Origin of the sequence: uncultured Bacteroides sp. (assembly GCF_905207245.1) — a bacterium.
Taxonomy (GTDB): domain Bacteria; phylum Bacteroidota; class Bacteroidia; order Bacteroidales; family Bacteroidaceae; genus Bacteroides.
The window spans coordinates 1-18,176 of record NZ_CAJLKP010000025.1 but is presented as its reverse complement, the minus strand read 5'-3'; the positions used below and the strand labels follow the sequence as shown (position 1 = coordinate 18,176).

Here is an 18,176-nt window from a genome sequence, read left to right as displayed (position 1 = left end):
AGTATTCATTATTTAAAATTCTGCTTTCTATACCAATTCATATACTGATTATACAACCTGACTGATTCATCACGCAGCCCAGCGTGAGCCAATGAACCGGGTTTGTTCATAATACCAAGATATTGGTATACCAAAATCTTATCTACAAATGGGGATATAGCCTCCATCTGGTGGATAATCCTTTTATCAAAGTCAGCCGAAATTAAACTGCCATGAGTGGTTTGCTCAAAGTAAAAAAGTTCCATGTCCGCCCATATTCTTGACCGGCCGACTTTTTGATGCGCTTTGGATAGATTTTCAAAAGCACGGGCTGATTGTTCGAATGTAGTCACCCCCACTCCTACTCCGTCCTGATAAGCCACAATCTCCACATTAAGCTGCTCCAATTGCCTGATAAATGTATCATCACATTTTTCAGCCTTAATATTATAAGGTGCAATGATATTGACACAATTGGCATTCAATGATTTGGCTATCTGCGCACACTCATTTACATACGGAATGACATATTCACCGAAATAGGGGTCCAACCATGATTCATTAGGAAAATACCAGCCATAAAAACTCTTATGATGCCCGTATCTCGCATAAATTTCTTCCATAGATTTTGCCCTCTTCTTTCCTAATTCTTTATCGGTCATCATCTTCACAGCATCCAGGTCCAATGCCCAGTAGTCATTGCTGACAAAGAACTTAACTCCAAACTCATCAGCTGCCGAAAGAACAGTCTCGATGGGGTCTTCACATCCCATCTTGAACTTAGGAGCCAAATCCGTATCATAAAATGCGAAACCATGGGAAGCCACATTCATCATGACTAAATATTCCATACCCGTTTCACGGATTTCACGGATTTTCTCCCGCCACTGGGCTGCCGTAAAATTTCTTAAATCCTTATCCCAATACACACCTTCCTTTCCTCCCGGATGCTGGAACTCAAACCAAGAACCGGATATCGGCTTAATGTGTGGATTTTGGGCGGCTTCCTGCAAAATCTTCGCTTGCGAAATTCCCGGTATTATCATACCGGCAGCTCCCAAACCTAAAGTCGTTAGAAAATTGCGTCGATTCATAGTATTAAATATTTTATTCTGATTTTATAATCTCTTCCAGAACTGTCCAACATTGATAAAGTCCTCTGGGCACATGGAAACAGCCTTTCCATTTTCCACCTTTCAACGGTAGCAGAACCTCACCTCTCCTGCTCAGATAGCCAAACCATTCAGGATATTCTGAGTCCTTAAAATGGTTCCATGTATAGTCATGGACCTTTTCGAACCATTCCAAACACTTCTTATCACCCGTAAGCTGATATCCTTTCAATAGGGAGATGAGTGCTTCAACGTGTACCCACCAAAGTTTTTGATCCCATTCCAATTGCTGGGGAGGATACCCTTTGTAGTCCATGAAATAATAAATACCTCCGTATTCTTTATCCCAACCATACTCGAGCATGGTTAAAGTTACATTTTTAGCTTTTTCTATCAGTTCGGGACGATTCAGGCGTTTTCCCAAATCCATAATAAACCACATTGCTTCAATATCATGTCCCGGAGTAACCTGCCTGCCTTCGAAAGAATCGGAAAGTTTACCATCGCTCTGTACATTCTCGACAATAATACCTCCCAGTTCCGGACGGTAAAATACTTCCATCACCTCGCGGATACATACTTCCATCGTTTTTTCCAGATAATCCTTATCGAGCAAATGTTCAATTTCCAGAGCTAGGTTGCACAGAATCATGGGTAGAGCAAAATTCTTCAAATCACGCGTACCAGAATGAAGTTTATTCCACTTTCCTTTCGGATTGTCTACTTTAGACAGAATGATTTCGAACGTCTTTTTGGCAATATCCGCATACTCCTGATTTCCTGAAGCAAGGCTGAGTTGCCCAAAAGCCATGGTTGCAAAAGTATAGGAGAAAATATTATAAGGCTCGACCAAGGGGCGTCCCGTACGGTCAAGAGAGAAATACCAATTGTAATTTCCATCATGACCATACTTTTTCAGGAACTCCCCGCCTTGAATGGCACAATCCAACCATTCTTGGCATTTCTCTACTTTATTGTAGAGCATTGAAAACAACCATACCTCACGGCCTTGCAGCCAAATAAACTTATCTGTATCGAAAACATTGCCTTGACGGTCCAGACAGGTGAAATATCCACCGAACTCGTGATCCTGAGAATGTTCTAGCCAGAAAGGAAGAACGTTGTCCATCAGTTCGTCCTTATAAAGAGCAGCTAATTTTTTAAAATCCATAATTCTCTATTTTATATATTGTATATTAAGGTCGTTTTTTCATTTGGTACTGGTCCAATAACGTTCAATTTCCTCCAATGATTTTCCAGTTGTTTCGGGAACAAGTTTCCAAACAATAAGTATATAAGGAACACACATAACAGCAAACAGAAAGAATGTTCCAGCGGGGGTAAGATTCTGGAGCATCCAGGGGGTTAGCTGACCGATAAGATACGTTCCAATCCATAAAGAAAATCCGGCAATGGACATGGCCAATCCACGAACTTTAGTAGGATACATTTCAGAAAGAAGTACAAACACCACTGCACAGATAGAAATAGCACAGCAGAATACATAAGACAAAAAGAATATGAGCAGAAATATATTTGAAATGCCTAAAGACTCTCCAAACAGGAAATAGATGCCAATAAGCAACAAAGTAACAATCATACCGGAAACTCCATAATAAACCAGTTTCTTACGTCCGACTTTATCAATAATAATAAGTGCTAGCACCGTAGTCAGAGTATTGACTAACCCTACCAAAACCTGATAGTAAAGGGAATCTCCGCCTGATAAGCCTGCCTTTTCAAAAATGGACGGACCATAATAAAGAACAGCATTTACTCCCATAAACTGACCCAATATTGCAATACACACACCTATAATGACAGCTTTCAAAATTCCGGGTTGTAATAAGAGAGACCATTCGGACTTCGATTCAAAAGACAATACGGACTTCGTTTCATTCACTTGGAACATTGCTTCTTTAGCAGAAACATAAATTTTCTTTAGAATATTCGTAGCCTTTACATCTTGTCCTTTCAATATCAGCCAACGAGGACTTTCCGGTATAAAGAAAATTATAACAAAGAATAATAAAGCCGGAAGAGTTTCCATTCCCAACATACCTCTCCACACTTCGGTAACAAAAATCAAATCGAACCAACCGATTCCCGGATTAGGATAACTTTCTGCATAAGCAAGCAACTGATAGTTTACCAAATAAGCACCCAGAAAACCAACCGTTACAGCTAACTGATATAAAGAAACCAAACGTCCCCTATATTGAGCAACAGAAACTTCTGATATATATAGCGGGGAAATTATAGAAACGACACCAATACCTATACCACCAATTATGCGAAAAATAACCAACTGATTAAAATCGGCACATAAAGCACATCCGATAGCTGATGTAGAAAATAGGATTGCTGAAATAATCATAGTGAGTTTCCGGCCAAACTTATCGCTTAAAACTCCGGCAAAAAGCACGCCTGTAATTGAACCAATCAATGCACATCCCACATACCATCCTTGCTGCAAGGTATCAAGTTTAAACAGTTCCGTCACTTGAGCAATAGTTCCTGAAATAACAGCAGTATCATACCCAAATAGAAAACCACCTAAGGCAGCAACCACTGACAGGAAAACAAGATAACCTATATTAATTTTAGATTTCATAAATATATTATTTTATATTTTGCTTATACACATTTCCAAAGCGGTCCGTCACAACAATTTCAATGGCTGCATTTCTGTTTTGCGGAGTCACTTTAAACAGATGCTCTGTTTTTATTGGCATAATCCAGTCATACACTACCCGCTCTTTATCCGAGCAAATGATTTTAGCTTCCGGATCATATCCTTCAAAACGCTGCATTTCGCCCATACGTTTGCCATTTTCATACCACTCCACTTTCCACTGCTCATCCCAGTTCCAGACATTGGCAATTATATCTTGCGGATTATCTTCAGATGAACCAACCGGATAGCCTCTGAACTGGTAATTAGCCGGATAACCTACACTCTTATATTTCCAAGTCACCTTATTATCATTTATTTCATAAACTCCATAACCACTTGGAGTACCATCAGTACAAATATCAGCCTTCCAGAAAGTACCGCAAACAGCAGCCGTATTATGTTCCATGAGCTTATCATTGAACACAACATTCCAATTATAATGGGTGTGTCCGGTAAATATATGTGCCTCATATCCAGCCAAGAGGTCATATAAGCTGGAGGCATTGCTTGTTTCATCTGGAAGTAAAGCATTGAATTGCAACTCTTTGGTAGAACTGGTCGGAATATGCATGGCAACAAAAACCAGATAATCTTTCGGCACAAAAGATAAATCTTTCTCAATCCACTGTAGAGTACGTTCGTCAATATAACCGATATAACGATAATGGCGATTGATATAGAAACAGTTATTCAATACAATATAATGAGCTTTACCACGGTTGAACGAGTAATAAACAGGACCGAAATATTCCTCAAAGGTTTTATAGGAATGTTCATAAGAACGTACCCCATATTCCATATCATGATTACCTACAGCACGATAAAAAGGAAGATCCAAAACATCGGAAGATTGAATATAAGAAGGAAATATATCCGGAGCATTACCTACAATATCTCCACAATCTAACACAAAAATATCACTATTTCCTTGCTTATCAACGAACTGGCGGACATCTTTCAGGTATTTCACATATCCTTCAATATCACTTGCACTTGCTGCTTGTACATCAGACTGCACCAAGCAAATGTGTTTATTGTCATTCTTCGGATTCTTCGTCAAAGTAAAATCATATTTTTCTACCGAACTCCCTATTCTTTTATAATAATAAGGAAGGCTCTTTTCTCTTTGAGGAAGATAACCTGCTGGAGTCGTTACATATACAAAACGTGCATCCCGGTGATATGGCAATATATATCTGCCTTCCGAATCTGTCAATACACAATCAAAACCGTTTGTCACTACAACATCAGGCAACCCTTTACCTTGGCATTTTACCTGTCCCTCAACATCTGTAACCGATTGAGCCATCACACTCATGCCAAGAGTACAGAGGTAACAAACAAATAAATATCTCAATAAATGTTTCATATTATTTGATATTAAAGTATTCTTTATATCTATCATAGAGATGCCCTGCCTGCAGATAAGCTGATTGCGGACTCATAAAGTGAGAAAATTCAAAAGTTATGGCTTTATCATACCCGGCTCTTTTAGCTGCTTCTAACTTCATTCGGAGTTTATCAAACTTTATCGGCAGAAAGTTAATTGGCATATCACGATCAAATGTTTCTGCATTTGTCCAACACTTCATTCCATATTTATCTGCCAGTTTCTTGTTAACAGCGAAAAAAGCGTCTAACTCATCATAATCAATGTGTCCATCCTGAAAAGCGCAAGCATCTACCACATCATGAATTCCATCAAATATTTCATTCCACTCTCTTTCATGCTCCTGAACAGAAACAGCATCTTCCTTAGTTAATTTATCTGTTCCCATTACAGCTTTCTTTCCGTCAATCCAAGGAGAAATAAAAGTTGGTAAACCAGCAGAGACATCTTTACATTGCTTGCCCATTGTACGAAAAGCATCAATAGCCCCTTTGGTCTTACGGCTGATTTCACCACTGATATACCACCCTCCAAAACTCTTGTACTTTTCGCCATACAATTTCCAAACCTCATCAATCACATATTTATTATCCTCTATTTCCCAAGATAAGTCACCTGTATCCCAATATTTACCAGAATCATATAAGCCAAAGTAAAATTTCATCTGATACTTCTCTGCTAAGCGAAGATACATATCAACCAAATCAACAGACGGCATATAGCATCCTTTACCTAGCAAATACTTAGAAGGATAGGTTATGAACTTACGGTAACCGGAACGAATCATGATAACAGTATCAATTCCAATATTTTTCATATTACGGAAGTCTTGCTCCCACTCCTTTTCGCCCCAATTCTGATGAGGAATATCATGAGAGATTTCATCTAAGAAAGTTCCCGTAATCTTTAATCCATTATCCTTAGGAATAATAAATCCATTAGAATCTGCTTTATTCTTGATTACTGAAAAGGAAGATGTGCTTTCTCTCCCCTCAGTTGCCAACAGTCCGGGAGCTACCAAAGCGGAAGCTCCTGTCAATACGGCTCTTTTAATAAAACTTCTGCGACTATTTGTTTCCATAGCTCTTTCTCTTGTATTATATACAAAGGTTAACTTACTAGTCCTCAAGTTTAACCTTTATTACAAATAAGGTTATTATATCTATAACACGATGCAAATATATAGATATTTATTAAATAAACAATAGATAATTAATTATTTTATTATTAAAATCTATCATTACCTATATTTTAATTATATAACACCATATAATTAAATTAATAATGGGGATAGAATAGAGAAGAAGCATGAACTAAATATAAAAAAGAGAAAAGAATGATATAATGATTTTCAACTAAAACAAAAGAGGAAATAAGATTCTTTTCATCCACAAAGATTGAACTTAATAAATATTTTAATTATATTTGTGAGCAATAATGAAATTATCAAAGAAATATGTACCAGCAATTCCTAAAAGAAATAGAAATGGGGTCTAAAAATGCCCTCATAAAAAAAAGGATTATTACCTATTATATATATAATGGTAGTTCTACAATCCCTGATCTATCAAAAGAGCTAGATTTGAGCATTCCCACAGTTACAAAACTAATTGGCGAAATGTTTGAAGAAGGTTATATCAATGACTATGGGAAGTTAGAAACAAGTGGGGGACGCCATCCACATTTATATGGTTTAAACCCTCAATCAGGATACTTCATTGGAGTAGATATAAAGAAGTTTTCTATTAACATCGGATTAATCAACTTCAAAGGAGACATGGTAGAGCTTAAGATGGATATTCCATATATCTTTGAAAATTCTTTGGAGGGAATGAATGAACTCTGTAACCTTATTCTCAACTTTATCAAGAAACTTACCATTGATACCGAAAAGATATTGAACATCAATGTAAATGTATCAGGCCGGGTAAATCCTGAATCCGGATATAGCTTCAGCCAATTCAACTTTGAGGAACGCCCGCTTGCAGATGTATTAAGTGAAAGATTGAACTATACCGTAACCATCGATAATGATACCCGTGCTATGACTTATGGAGAATATATGCAAGGGTGTGTAAAAGGAGAGAAAGACATCATCTTTGTAAATATCAGTTGGGGATTAGGAATAGGTATCATTATCGATGGAAAAATCTATAAAGGAAAATCCGGATTTTCAGGAGAGTTTGGGCATGTCAATGCATTCGATAATGAAATCATTTGCCATTGTGGCAAAAAAGGTTGTTTGGAAACAGAAGCTTCCGGATCAGCATTACATCGCACTTTATCAGAACGTATACTTAAAGGAGAGAATTCCATTTTATCCAACCGAATAAATATGGAAAATCCATTAACACTGGATGAGATTATTGGTGCAGTAAACAAGGAAGATCTCCTATGTATTGAAATTGTAGAAGAAATCGGGCAGAAACTAGGCAAACAAATAGCAGGACTTATAAATATCTTTAATCCCGAATTAGTCATTATAGGAGGAACATTGTCTTTGACCGGAGACTACATCACTCAACCCATAAAAACGGCAGTGCGAAAGTATTCTCTAAACCTCGTAAATAAAGACTCAGCTATTACAACCTCTAAATTAAAAGATAAAGCCGGCATTGTGGGTGCTTGCATGCTAGCACGAAGCCGGATGTTTGAAGGTGTTAATTAGCAGAATTAGACCTCCAACATCCGTTTCATATATATAGCCGCACCTTCCAAGTCGGAGGGTGCGGGTGCCCACGATGCAATATCCTCAAGAGGAAGTGGTTGATAAGGCCCACTTTTTATTTCAAAAATTACAGTACCTGATTCCAAAGCGATGATACTGTGCCATGTACCGGAAGGAATTTCTAGCCCATAAACTCCGGCTGACGGATTCAAATTAACTTTTTCAGTCACATTACCCAAGTCGTCATAAAAGAATGCCAAGAGACTTCCTCGCAACACGAGATAAGTTTCCTCCTTATCCGCATGGCGATGAGGTGGAAGATAAGTTCCCGGCTCCAATGCATTAAGCAAGCGATGGATGGGGGCATCCAATGACGTATGAAAATTATAATTCATGCGCAGACGAGGATTCTCTTGCGCCTCACGAGTAACACTATCCAAGAGTTCGTCTGAAATCAGCTTCATCACACTATTTAAATAATTGGGCAAACTTCCCAGGAAGATTTGCCTTATCCGACACAATAGAAAGCTCTTTACCGTCAGCATTCACTAAGAAAGCCGCTTTTTGAGAGACCACGACAGAAGCCATAGCTTTCAAATCTCCTTCTACAAAAACACAACCGGAGAAAAAAGGAACAATAATTTCCTTTGTTTTTCCATTCCAATTCACATAAATTGTTTGCATAGGACAATAAGTCTTATATCCGGCAACATTCAAATGCCGCATCAATTTACGTTCCGATCTTGGTGCTGTATACAAAATATACCAGCAACGCGCATTTTCATCCATCATCATATTGTTGTTTGCTTTTTCCATCCTTTCAATAAGTCCTTAACAAATAAAATCCAACCTACACTACCTACCCCAGCTAAGAAAATAAAACCAATCAAAATCATAAATTTATTGGGTTTTGCAGCACGCAAGGGTACCGATGCTGGTTGCACAACTGTATATACCGGAGTAATTTCTTGTACCTTAGCTTTAGCCATCTGTAACTGTTGAGCAACTTGAGTATATACATTATATGCCAAATTCATTTCATTTTGCAAGCGCTCCTGCTCCGCACGATAGCTTAACAAAATTATATTTTGGTTGGCATCTACAAAAGATGCATATTTAGCTTGTGCAGTAGTATAATTATCTTTAGCTTCTTTATAGAGTTTCTCTGTAAAAGCTAAATCATGGCGTGCTTTATTTGTTCTATAATCGGTAATATAGTTCTGCAAACAACGCATCACTGTATCCGTCAATGAAGCAGAAATCAAAGGATCCTGCATAGTAACCGACAAAGTCGTAACACCCGTTTTCTTATCAACAGAAACAGAAATACGCTTACTCAATGCATCTGCAATTGCAGCTTCATCTTTAGTTAGCCTGAATGGATCTGCTTTAGCAGTTCCACCTTCTTCTTCCTTATCTTTAAACAAAGACATCACCCACCCCAGTGCTTTAAAAGGGGCCGAAGTAATGGCACCCCACCAAGGCCCACGTTGATACTCATCCAAATATGTATAAAGAGTAGTGTCAATCTTATCCTTCTGGTCTTTCACTTTTACATCGAAGAGCTCAATCAAAAAAGGAGTTGAACTTACAATATCAGGATAAAGTTCCGGTGAAAGTGCATCTTCCCCGCTGGAACTTCCTAAATTGATACCTGCCATAGCTGCCAATGCCCCCATACTGCCACCACCAGATTTACCTCCTGTTTCTGGTGCCAGCGTTACACTCGTAGAGTATTCTTTCGGGATACTGAATGCTACAACCAGCCCTACCAACACAGCATATCCACATGCCTTGAAGACCAGTTTCCTGCTTGCCCATACCTTTTGAGCAAGTTCAATCAAATCTATTTCCTGCTCTTCAGGCTGTTGAAGAGTTGTATTCGGTTTGTTTTCTTCACTCATAACTTCTATTTACTTAAAGAGGTTAACCATGGTTGCAATCATAGCAGCAATGGAAGCAGTTGTACTACCCATACCCAATATTTCAGCTGTACTCATCCGTTTCTTTTCTTCTTTACTCGGAACTATTATTTCACATCCCGGTTCTATAGCCGCACTATCTCGGGCTTTCAGACGGGATACCGTACCATTCATATATACAACATAAGCTTTCTTCTTCTTAGCCAAATTTCCATAACCACCAGCCTGATTGATATAGAAACGTAAGCTTTCGCCCTTCTTATATAATACAGTATTAGGATACATAACCGCTCCACTAATTTTCACTGTATTTATATACTCAGGAATAAACAGAATATCTCCTTCACGCAACACCAAATCAAAATCACTTCCCGGATTAGCTATAGCTTTTCCCAGATTAATACCCACAGTATAAGTATCCGATATATTCAATTTTTCGACAGAAATAGAGTCTTTACCTTCTCCCATCTGCGCCATCCGGACAGCATCAGCTTGGCGGCGTTGTTCTTCTTCTGTCATTTTACGAATCAAACGAGCTCCTTTTACATAAGCATCCGGAGTTACTCCACCAGCTTTTGAAACCAAGTCGGATAAACGTTCATTCTTTTTCATCAAAGCATAATTACCACCAAAAAGAACTTCACCTGCAATAACTACATTCTGCTGTTTACGATACGCAGGGCTTTTACGAACATATATTTCATCAAATGGTTCCAAATAAAAATTTTCTTCTCCACCAACGACCAAACCATCCTTAATATCAAAGGTAAAGGTCTTTCCCAAAACACTGCTAAAAGAAGTACTCTTAGGGTCTTTAATACGGCGGGTCACATCCACCTTAGTCGTTGCTGCTGTTTCCAATAATCCACCAGCCTGAATAAGCATATCTTCTATGGTCATCTTATTTGAGAAAAGGAATGTACCCGGATTTGCCACTTCACCATGGATAGAAATAGTCTCTTCTTCTTTTAGATCATTGATACTTGGTATATACAGAATATCGTTTTTCTGTAGAGGAATATCAGCAACAGTTCCTTTTAGCACACCAGCCAAATCAATCGCAATAATCTCATGAGATAAATCCTCATGTTCACGATCCAAGAGTACACGATTCAGGAAAGCATCCCCTCTCACACCTTCAGCTTTCTTTATCAATTGTTTTACTGTATTCACCGTACCACTCAATTCATATAATCCGGCACGATAAACAGCACCACGAATTTCCACACGATTTTCAAAACGCTTCAAAACGCCATCCACAGAGATTGAATCTCCATCATCCAAACGGAAAATAGAATAATCCATCTCATCAACATTATACACCTGATGTTCACGTCCACTCTTGCGTATGATGCGGACTGCTTTCTTATAAGCATCTCCGGTAAAACCACCTGAGTAATCCAAGATAGTAGCAACTGTCTCAGTTGGTTTCATTTCATAAAACATAGGACGTTTTACTTTACCGGTAATTCTCACTAAAGATTCATAAGGATTAACAATAATCACATCCCCTTCCTGAAGACGTATATCATCCTTCATTTTACCTTTCATTAAGTAGTCATATACATCAAGGTCAGCAACCGTTTTACCATCGCGAATTACCTTAATACTACGCAAGCTACCTATCTCATTAACGCCACCGGCACGATACAAAGCATGAAATACAGAAGAAAATGAGGATAATGTATAGGTTCCGGGAACAGCAACCTCACCCATTATATTAATCTGTATAGTTCGGATGTCCCCTAAAGTTAACTTTATTTGGGAATTAGGTTCATTACCGGATATTCCGGAATATATCTTTGAGAATTCACGTTGCAGATATGCATTAGCATCTTTAACTGTCATTCCGCTCAACTGAACAGGTCCCAAACCACTGACAAGGATAGTACCTTCAGGCGAAATGCTCTGACGAATTGTATTCTCTGAAGCCCCCCAAATATCAATAATAACTTCATCACCTGGTCCTAAACGATAATTTACCGGAGTAGCCAAGTTAATACTAGGTTCGAATGTCAAGTTTCTGTTAGTAAATAAATCATGACCAAATATCTGGGAAGTAGTTCTTCTTGCAATAGCACTACTATCTGGTTTCAAATCAAAAGAATTATCAGACAATTCCGATTCGGATAAATCACCAACTGAGGTTCCTCTCCGGGAAACATTTCCATCAACAAGAGTACGTTGGCGTAGTTGTGTAGATACATCAGTATTTTTTTCGGTAGCTTGATTTCCCGAATATTTCTGCTGTATTCTGGTAACCTGTTCCTTGGTTACTCCCCTACGCAACAGCTCTGTGGATATTTGTTTCTGGGATTTTCCACTTTTATTTGCTTCCTTTACATATTGAATAACTTGTTCATCCGACATCTGTTGGGCCATAGCCACCCCAGATAGGATGAAAATTAAGAAAAAGAATGTTATTAATCTGCGCATAAGTATTGGACTAATATTTAGAATTCTAATAATTAATTTAAATCGGGCACAAAGGTAGCATATTATTTCATAACGCCCATTTATTTTACATCTAAATTTTGGAAAAAGAATTTAAAACAGTCTCTATCAACACCTCAGACCTCTATTTAATATCCCTCACTGCTTGAAATTATTTTTTTCATTTCGTTAATTATTGTCAGAGCTTCACACGATTCACAATTTTCAACCAAAGAAGTAACCTGCTTACATACAGTGTCAGTCCCAGCAATAGTCTCCTTACTTCTTTTCACTTTCGCACAGCATGTAGACTCAACATCCGACACCGCTTCATCTTCAAACACATATACATCACCATTTTCCCCAAGACTCCCCACTTCCAATATCAACTGACAAGCTTCCGACAATGTCATCAGGCTACGGGGAGCATCCGGATACACATCGGCAAAACGAATTATAAATAATTTAGTAGCAAGCCCTTCCTTCGCTATCTTTTGAGAAAGAGCTTGAATATAAATCTCCGCCACACGTTTACTATATCCCATTACATGAACCGGAGAAAATGCATGATCGGTAGAAATCATCACAAATTTACAGACTCTATACTTCATCGCCAGTTCTACAACATTCTTAGTTCCTGCCACATTAACCTGAACAGCTTCAGTAACATAATCATTCAGCATAGAAATATTCTTATAAGATGCAGCATGAAACACCAACTGTGGCATATACTGTTTAAAGATAGCTTCTATGCGACTATAATTCGCAACATCAGCCACTAGCACCCGCACCTCAAGATTTTTCCAGTTATCCGACAACTCTAATTGAATATCATATAAAGGAGATTCTGCCTGATCAACCAATATCAATTGATACGGATTAAGCGCAGCCAACTGACGTACAATTTCCTGCCCCACCGCGCCGGCAGCACCCGTTATCATAACCCGATGTCCTTCAACATATGCCGCTATTTTACGAATATCAACCTGAATCGCCTCACGACGAAGCCAATCTTCTATATGTATATCTTTTATTATTCCATCATTCAGACAATCACTCAAGGGGGGAACAGTCATCACATTAATATCTTCTGCTAACATCCGTCTCGTCGTACCAGATGATTCCAAATCCGCCAGTTTGTCCGGTGCTACAACAATCGTTTGCACATTCTTCTTTTTCAGATGTCCGAATAATGTATCATCGTTAGCATACACCCTACATCCCATCGTGTGTTTACCTATCATCCACGGCTCATCAGAAATAAAACCGCATACACGATAATGATTATTCCGGTTCACACGCATAGATTTAGCTATATTTACCCCAGTCCCACGAAACCCATAAATAAACACATTCACGCAATGTCTGTTATCAAAAGATAAAGCTTCATGCAGCATCTTCACCAGAATGCGCAAACACACCATAAATGTAAAATTAAGAATATATGCAATGAAGATAATCCCATTAGGCAATGTTTCTCCCAATCCAAAAACCGACCAACAAAAATTCCCAATACCTAGTATTCCATAGCTTATCGTAAGAGAAATAAACACCCTGTAAATATCCACAAATGAAGAAAAGCGAATAACTCCGACATATGTGCAAAAGACAGAAAAGAAACACAGATTACAAATCAAAGAGAAAAAAATCATCCACACATACAATGACATCTTGTATACTATAGACGATATCCCTAATTGAAGAATACATGCTAAAAGCATAGAAATCATCACTAAACAGACATCAATAGCCAAAATAGTCCATCTTGAAGCGATACGGGATGAGAAATTTTTATAATAAATTCTTAGATTCATATTTATTGTCAGATTTTAGATTGACAAAAGTATCTGCAAAGATGTATTATTTATATCGATAAAACAATTATTTCAAAAGAAAAAATGACAGAATAAATATATAGAATGGCAGTAAGAAAGATTTTCTCAAAAAATTCTTCTTTTCTTTTCGTAGTTTCGAAGAAAGCTGTAAATTTGCACCCCGTAAACGAAAAGTTACTGCCGCTATAGCTCAGTTGGTAGAGCAACGCATTCGTAACGCGTAGGTCGCCAGTTCAAGTCTGGCTAGCGGCTCTTTGAAACAGACGGTGTATTTATCTTAGAAACAGATACTTACACCGTTTTCTTTTTAGCTTTAGGCTATAAAAAAAATCGTTCGTTTCCTGCCCACAGGTCAAACAGTGTGGAAAAAGTGTGGAAAATTGGCGATTTAAAATTTATAGCATTATGGCAGCATTATCACTAACAATTTTCACATCAAAACCCACGAAAGCGGGGAAGTTCCCAATTTTCATTTGTATCTACTCCAAAAATAGTAGAGAATACATCAAAACAGAGTATCAGCTTGACGATGCTTGTCAATGGTACAACGGTAAAGTTGTCGCCCGTAATGATGCGGCGATGGTAAATAAGCGCCTACTTTTTGAACTCAAAAAGTATAAAGAACGATTACAGTATATCGATAATATCGATTACTATTCAGCCAAGCAAATCAAAGCTATACTCATCAAACAAGATACGGCCGTACCTGATGTACGCACCTTCAATGAATTCATGCGCCAACGAATAAAAGAAATCCGGGAAGAGGGTCGGGAAAGCTACGCCAAAATGATGGAAGATACCATGAAGGTGTTTGATGCGGCAGAAGGTGATGTGCCTATGGTCATCATGAATCACATCACCGTTGAACACTTTGACCGATGGATGAAACTGCACGGGCATACTGATGGCGGCCGACAGATCAGATTATGCCACATCAAAGCCCGGGTAAATGAAGCTATAAAACTCGGTTTACTCCGATGCGATAAACATCCATTTGCTTACACCACTATTCCAAGCCCAGAACATCGGGAATTAGACATTCCCGTCGAGGCAGTCAGGAAGATTATCAATGCAGACGTATTGCACAGCCGGCAACTGACATTGGCCAAAGATATGTTTCTGGTTTCATTTTACCTCGGCGGAATGAACTTCGCTGACCTTATACAAATAGACTTCTCAGAGGAAGAAATCAGCTATATACGTCAAAAGAGTAGCGAACACAAGAAGAAGAACCGGAAAATCAAAATTAGCATTTGCCCGGAAGCTGCCTATATATTAAATAGGTATATAGGGCAAAATGGACTACTGGAGTTTAACTACAAATATACTTCCAAGAACTTGCAATGCTACATCAACAAGTGCCTCAAGCTTTTGGCCAAAGAGCTTAATATTAAAGGTAGTCTGACCTATTACTCTGCTCGCAAAACATTCGCCCAATTTGCGGCTGAAATAGGTATCCCCTATCCTATCATAGAGTACTGCCTCGGGCATTCCATCAAAACAGGAATCACCATCAATTCTTATGTCCGGGTAAAACAGTACCAGGCTGATGCGGCAATACGCCGGGTAATAGACTACGTAAACGACCCAGAAGTATTCAAGCCATATATTGAGATGAGAAATCAGATGCAAATGATGGCGATGATGTAGTATATAATAAGGTATAAAAGAAAAATAATCACTTAAAAGCTTGCGCAATAACCAAATGATTATTATCTTTGCGATGTCAAATAACAAAAGTAACAATATGAGTAATGAACAAATTAAAAAGGATTTGCTAATACAGAGGGCATTCCTTAAAAAAGAGCTAGACCAGCTAAGGTTTATTTCAGAAGTGACCGGGACGAACCAAGAAAAGGAGATAGATAAAAGATTAGACCGGATACTTACAATAGACAAAATCTTAGCAGAGTTAGAAAAAAAGAAGTAAAAACAAGCCATCCCTACGGGGATGGCATAAAACTATAAACTTATGACACTAAAAGAAGAATTACTAACTCTAAAGCCATTATTAGGCACAGATTCACCGGAGTTCTACGATAAAGTGAGAGATATAGCATCACGGTACAACTCAGAAGAAGACAAAAAAGTTATTGCTGACTTTGTGTCTGAACGTCTACAGAACATTGATAAGGAGTTGAATGTTATTGAAGAAAATGCAATAAAACTGCAATTGCAAGAAGTTGCGGAGATCGTTTCCCTTAGCTATTTGGCAAAGAAATACTTTAATAAGAGCCGGGCATGGCTTTATCAAAGATTAAATGGGAATATAGTAAACGGGAGACCTGCCCGTTTTACAAACGAAGAATTGCAAACATTCAATAATGCTTTGCAAGACATTTCTAAAAAAATAGGCTCACTTAATATCTCGTATTGATATTTTGTTATTTGACACTATCCCCGTAGTTGAGCCGCTACGGGGATTTTCATTTAAAGAAAAAGCCGAGGCAGATATTCACCACATGAACAAGTTATAACTAACACCTACGCCGCCATACAACCCTCCCGGATAACCATATCCTGCCTGCAAACCCAATCCCCATCTTTTCTTCTTCGGTACAATAGTATGGTAGATGTCATTCGTAACCGTTCGATACACCGTCTTCGGAAATACCATCAAACTATCCAATCTCGGCCGATATCCGCTCACCCATGCCCGGTAAAGACTATCCTCATAATAAGCCTGTTCACGATAAACTACCGTATCACCAATACGAATAGTGTCTGTTAGCTGGAAAACTAACAGAGGAGCCATAGGCGGCGAGATAAGTAACGTATCAACCTTTACAATAGTCTTTACCTTCGTTTCGGTATGTATTTCTGCCGGGAGAGGCTCATGCGGACGGAACCTGGTCGCCACACAAGCTATCACCAGCAACATGACTAATATCCAAGGTAGCTTTTTCATAAGCCCAGATATTTAACGATACCATCAATATGAATCTGCGCAACTGTCTGTTTACCTTCTGTGGATAAAAGGTATTCTACATCCTCCTTGTTATCCTGAAAGAAATTCTCAGTGAGCACGGCCGGACAATTCGTGTCCCGGCAAATAGCAAGGTTCTGCTGCCAATACGATTGGTCGGGTATTGGCTTACGAACCGGTATCGGAATACATTCTGCTACTTCAGCCAAACATTCAGCCAACTTCTTGCTATTACCTGATGCATTATTAGAAACGAAAACGCTCCATCCTCTTGCATTCATCCAGTTAGCACCGGAACCGGCCGCATTGCAATGGATAGAAACAAGTATAGCTTTCTTTCCTGTCTCTTTATAGATATCATTCGCCCGCCTGCATCGCTCAGACAAAGGAACGTCTGTATCTTCTTTCACGATCCGTTCAGCATCAACACCTTTTTTACGTAAGCCGAAAATAACCATATCGGCAATCTCTCTTGTATAGGACCACTCTCTTAACCTTCCGTCCGGTGAGCACTTGCCCGGAGTATTCTCACCGTGGCCATTGTCAACCAATACTCTCATTTCTTTTCCTCCTTACTTTTATTCATATATTCCACTACCGCCTGTGCTATCTCTGTCGGATCAGCCTTGTGCTTCGCTATCTCGGTAGCCAATGCAGCTACTTGTTTCATCTCCTTGCGTTCCTTCTCGTCTGCTTTCTCGTAAATGGATTTAACCTCTATGGCTGCCACGCCGAAAGCTCCCAAGAGGGTGATAAATGGGAAAATGGGTATATGATAGTCATAGTAATTATCCAGATACCAGACACCGGCCATCTGCATACAATCAACAACGACCAACGCAAGCAAGGCATTATAATATCTCGCTACTTTATTAACCGTACGTTTCCAGCCGTCACTTGAAATTTTCTCACAACGTTGTTTTGCTTTTCTAATGCCAGCCCACAAGTCGAAAGCTATAAAAAAAAGCGGAGTTAATAGGATGCCGAACAGCATCCAGGCCACAATAAATAATTCATCTAATCCTTTCATTTCCATACTTTATTTAATTATTAATACTACCAACCTTTTTTTTGTCGGACACTTGAAATGCGTTAAGCTGTGTAGCACTCATTTTCTATCGCTATGGCGCATTCCTTTATTATATGCACTTATATATATTTGTGGGTGGCACATATACGGTTCTATCAGGACTCCGTGGATGAGCTGAGGAATATATTCAACAGGCTGGCATTA

At 38.7% G+C, this 18,176-nt stretch carries 17 protein-coding genes and 1 tRNA gene; 5 read left to right on the top strand and 13 right to left on the bottom strand.

The genetic code is table 11. From position 1 onward, the window contains the following. Window positions 1-8: 8 nt before the first annotated feature. From QZ135_RS09840 to QZ135_RS09820, 5 genes are read right to left on the bottom strand one after another with little or no spacing between them, the layout of a single operon-like run. Window positions 9-1,073: a DUF4434 domain-containing protein gene (locus QZ135_RS09840; RefSeq protein WP_294608488.1), complete on the bottom strand. Its 1,065-nt coding sequence runs from the start codon at window positions 1,071-1,073 to the stop codon at window positions 9-11. A gap of 13 nt (window positions 1,074-1,086) precedes the next feature. Further along, window positions 1,087-2,262 carry an AGE family epimerase/isomerase gene (locus tag QZ135_RS09835; RefSeq protein ID WP_294608486.1) on the bottom strand — a complete coding sequence of 392 codons (1,176 nt, stop codon included), beginning with the start codon at window positions 2,260-2,262 and terminating at the stop codon, window positions 1,087-1,089. A gap of 39 nt (window positions 2,263-2,301) precedes the next feature. Then, on the bottom strand, window positions 2,302-3,705 hold the full coding sequence (locus QZ135_RS09830) for a sugar porter family MFS transporter (protein ID WP_294608484.1): 1,404 nt from the start codon (window positions 3,703-3,705) through the stop codon (window positions 2,302-2,304). A gap of 7 nt (window positions 3,706-3,712) precedes the next feature. Then, window positions 3,713-5,137 carry a calcineurin-like phosphoesterase family protein gene (locus tag QZ135_RS09825; RefSeq protein WP_294608482.1) on the bottom strand — a complete coding sequence of 475 codons (1,425 nt, stop codon included), beginning with the start codon at window positions 5,135-5,137 and terminating at the stop codon, window positions 3,713-3,715. A 1-nt stretch (window position 5,138) separates the two neighbouring features. Beyond that, on the bottom strand, window positions 5,139-6,239 hold the full coding sequence (locus QZ135_RS09820) for a DUF4434 domain-containing protein (RefSeq protein WP_294608480.1): 1,101 nt from the start codon (window positions 6,237-6,239) through the stop codon (window positions 5,139-5,141). Window positions 6,240-6,614: 375 nt separating this feature from the next. On the opposite strand from QZ135_RS09820, the gene QZ135_RS09815 reads away from it, so the two are divergent. Then, window positions 6,615-7,826 carry an ROK family transcriptional regulator gene (locus tag QZ135_RS09815; RefSeq protein WP_294608478.1) on the top strand — a complete coding sequence of 404 codons (1,212 nt, stop codon included), beginning with the start codon at window positions 6,615-6,617 and terminating at the stop codon, window positions 7,824-7,826. Between the two features lie 5 nt (window positions 7,827-7,831). Here QZ135_RS09815 and QZ135_RS09810 read toward each other — a convergent pair whose 3' ends face one another. The 5 genes from QZ135_RS09810 to QZ135_RS09790 all read right to left on the bottom strand — a co-directional run bounded on the left by QZ135_RS09810 (window position 7,832) and on the right by QZ135_RS09790 (window position 13,995). Beyond that, window positions 7,832-8,290 carry a WbuC family cupin fold metalloprotein gene (locus QZ135_RS09810; protein ID WP_294608544.1) on the bottom strand — a complete coding sequence of 153 codons (459 nt, stop codon included), beginning with the start codon at window positions 8,288-8,290 and terminating at the stop codon, window positions 7,832-7,834. A gap of 4 nt (window positions 8,291-8,294) precedes the next feature. Next, window positions 8,295-8,642 (bottom strand): UpxY family transcription antiterminator, encoded by a 348-nt coding sequence (locus tag QZ135_RS09805; protein ID WP_294608476.1) that lies wholly within the window; start codon window positions 8,640-8,642, stop codon window positions 8,295-8,297. Next, window positions 8,618-9,730 carry a Wzz/FepE/Etk N-terminal domain-containing protein gene (locus QZ135_RS09800; RefSeq protein WP_294608473.1) on the bottom strand — a complete coding sequence of 371 codons (1,113 nt, stop codon included), beginning with the start codon at window positions 9,728-9,730 and terminating at the stop codon, window positions 8,618-8,620. Before QZ135_RS09800 ends, QZ135_RS09805 begins: the two co-directional genes overlap by 25 nt. A 9-nt stretch (window positions 9,731-9,739) precedes the next feature. Next, complete coding sequence (locus tag QZ135_RS09795) at window positions 9,740-12,184, bottom strand: SLBB domain-containing protein (RefSeq protein WP_294608470.1); 2,445 nt, start codon at window positions 12,182-12,184, stop codon at window positions 9,740-9,742. Between the two features lie 146 nt (window positions 12,185-12,330). Continuing rightward, window positions 12,331-13,995, bottom strand: a complete 1,665-nt coding sequence (locus QZ135_RS09790) for an SDR family NAD(P)-dependent oxidoreductase (RefSeq protein ID WP_294608468.1) — start codon at window positions 13,993-13,995, stop codon at window positions 12,331-12,333. 200 nt (window positions 13,996-14,195) lie between these two features. Here QZ135_RS09790 and QZ135_RS09785 point away from each other — a divergent pair. The 4 genes from QZ135_RS09785 to QZ135_RS09770 all read left to right on the top strand — a co-directional run bounded on the left by QZ135_RS09785 (window position 14,196) and on the right by QZ135_RS09770 (window position 16,393). Continuing rightward, window positions 14,196-14,268 (top strand) — tRNA-Thr (locus QZ135_RS09785). A 153-nt stretch (window positions 14,269-14,421) separates the two neighbouring features. Continuing rightward, window positions 14,422-15,666 (top strand): phage integrase SAM-like domain-containing protein, encoded by a 1,245-nt coding sequence (locus QZ135_RS09780; RefSeq protein WP_294608466.1) that lies wholly within the window; start codon window positions 14,422-14,424, stop codon window positions 15,664-15,666. A gap of 97 nt (window positions 15,667-15,763) precedes the next feature. Continuing rightward, entirely contained in the window at window positions 15,764-15,946 is a 183-nt protein-coding gene (locus QZ135_RS09775; protein WP_025832662.1) for a hypothetical protein, read from the top strand. A 42-nt stretch (window positions 15,947-15,988) separates the two neighbouring features. Beyond that, window positions 15,989-16,393, top strand: a complete 405-nt coding sequence (locus tag QZ135_RS09770) for a DUF5053 domain-containing protein (protein WP_044267967.1) — start codon at window positions 15,989-15,991, stop codon at window positions 16,391-16,393. A 78-nt stretch (window positions 16,394-16,471) separates the two neighbouring features. On the opposite strand, the gene QZ135_RS09765 is transcribed toward QZ135_RS09770, so the two are convergent. The 3 genes from QZ135_RS09765 to QZ135_RS09755 are packed head-to-tail and all read right to left on the bottom strand — an operon-like array spanning window position 16,472 to window position 17,972. After that, on the bottom strand, window positions 16,472-16,924 hold the full coding sequence (locus QZ135_RS09765; protein WP_294608464.1) for a DUF6808 domain-containing protein: 453 nt from the start codon (window positions 16,922-16,924) through the stop codon (window positions 16,472-16,474). Further along, window positions 16,921-17,502, bottom strand: coding sequence for an N-acetylmuramoyl-L-alanine amidase (locus tag QZ135_RS09760; RefSeq protein ID WP_294608462.1), 582 nt, complete (start codon window positions 17,500-17,502; stop codon window positions 16,921-16,923). The genes QZ135_RS09765 and QZ135_RS09760 overlap by 4 nt, the downstream gene beginning before the upstream one ends. Continuing rightward, entirely contained in the window at window positions 17,499-17,972 is a 474-nt protein-coding gene (locus tag QZ135_RS09755; RefSeq protein ID WP_294608460.1) for a hypothetical protein, read from the bottom strand. Before QZ135_RS09755 ends, QZ135_RS09760 begins: the two co-directional genes overlap by 4 nt. Between the last annotated feature and the right edge of the window lie 204 nt (window positions 17,973-18,176).

What these genes read in the sequence shown, in the direction of transcription:
- QZ135_RS09755 (WP_294608460.1), bottom strand. Translation starts at nt 17,972, where the DNA reads ATGAAAGGATTAGATGAATTATTTATTGTGGCCTGGATGCTGTTCGGC.
- QZ135_RS09775 (WP_025832662.1), top strand. Translation starts at nt 15,764, where the DNA reads ATGAGTAATGAACAAATTAAAAAGGATTTGCTAATACAGAGGGCATTC.
- QZ135_RS09790 (WP_294608468.1), bottom strand. Translation starts at nt 13,995, where the DNA reads ATGAATCTAAGAATTTATTATAAAAATTTCTCATCCCGTATCGCTTCA.
- QZ135_RS09840 (WP_294608488.1), bottom strand. Translation starts at nt 1,073, where the DNA reads ATGAATCGACGCAATTTTCTAACGACTTTAGGTTTGGGAGCTGCCGGT.
- QZ135_RS09780 (WP_294608466.1), top strand. Translation starts at nt 14,422, where the DNA reads ATGGCAGCATTATCACTAACAATTTTCACATCAAAACCCACGAAAGCG.
- QZ135_RS09820 (WP_294608480.1), bottom strand. Translation starts at nt 6,239, where the DNA reads ATGGAAACAAATAGTCGCAGAAGTTTTATTAAAAGAGCCGTATTGACA.
- QZ135_RS09830 (WP_294608484.1), bottom strand. Translation starts at nt 3,705, where the DNA reads ATGAAATCTAAAATTAATATAGGTTATCTTGTTTTCCTGTCAGTGGTT.
- QZ135_RS09810 (WP_294608544.1), bottom strand. Translation starts at nt 8,290, where the DNA reads ATGAAGCTGATTTCAGACGAACTCTTGGATAGTGTTACTCGTGAGGCG.
- QZ135_RS09815 (WP_294608478.1), top strand. Translation starts at nt 6,615, where the DNA reads ATGTACCAGCAATTCCTAAAAGAAATAGAAATGGGGTCTAAAAATGCC.
- QZ135_RS09770 (WP_044267967.1), top strand. Translation starts at nt 15,989, where the DNA reads ATGACACTAAAAGAAGAATTACTAACTCTAAAGCCATTATTAGGCACA.
- QZ135_RS09795 (WP_294608470.1), bottom strand. Translation starts at nt 12,184, where the DNA reads ATGCGCAGATTAATAACATTCTTTTTCTTAATTTTCATCCTATCTGGG.
- QZ135_RS09825 (WP_294608482.1), bottom strand. Translation starts at nt 5,137, where the DNA reads ATGAAACATTTATTGAGATATTTATTTGTTTGTTACCTCTGTACTCTT.
- QZ135_RS09760 (WP_294608462.1), bottom strand. Translation starts at nt 17,502, where the DNA reads ATGAGAGTATTGGTTGACAATGGCCACGGTGAGAATACTCCGGGCAAG.
- QZ135_RS09805 (WP_294608476.1), bottom strand. Translation starts at nt 8,642, where the DNA reads ATGGAAAAAGCAAACAACAATATGATGATGGATGAAAATGCGCGTTGC.
- QZ135_RS09765 (WP_294608464.1), bottom strand. Translation starts at nt 16,924, where the DNA reads ATGAAAAAGCTACCTTGGATATTAGTCATGTTGCTGGTGATAGCTTGT.
- QZ135_RS09800 (WP_294608473.1), bottom strand. Translation starts at nt 9,730, where the DNA reads ATGAGTGAAGAAAACAAACCGAATACAACTCTTCAACAGCCTGAAGAG.
- QZ135_RS09835 (WP_294608486.1), bottom strand. Translation starts at nt 2,262, where the DNA reads ATGGATTTTAAAAAATTAGCTGCTCTTTATAAGGACGAACTGATGGAC.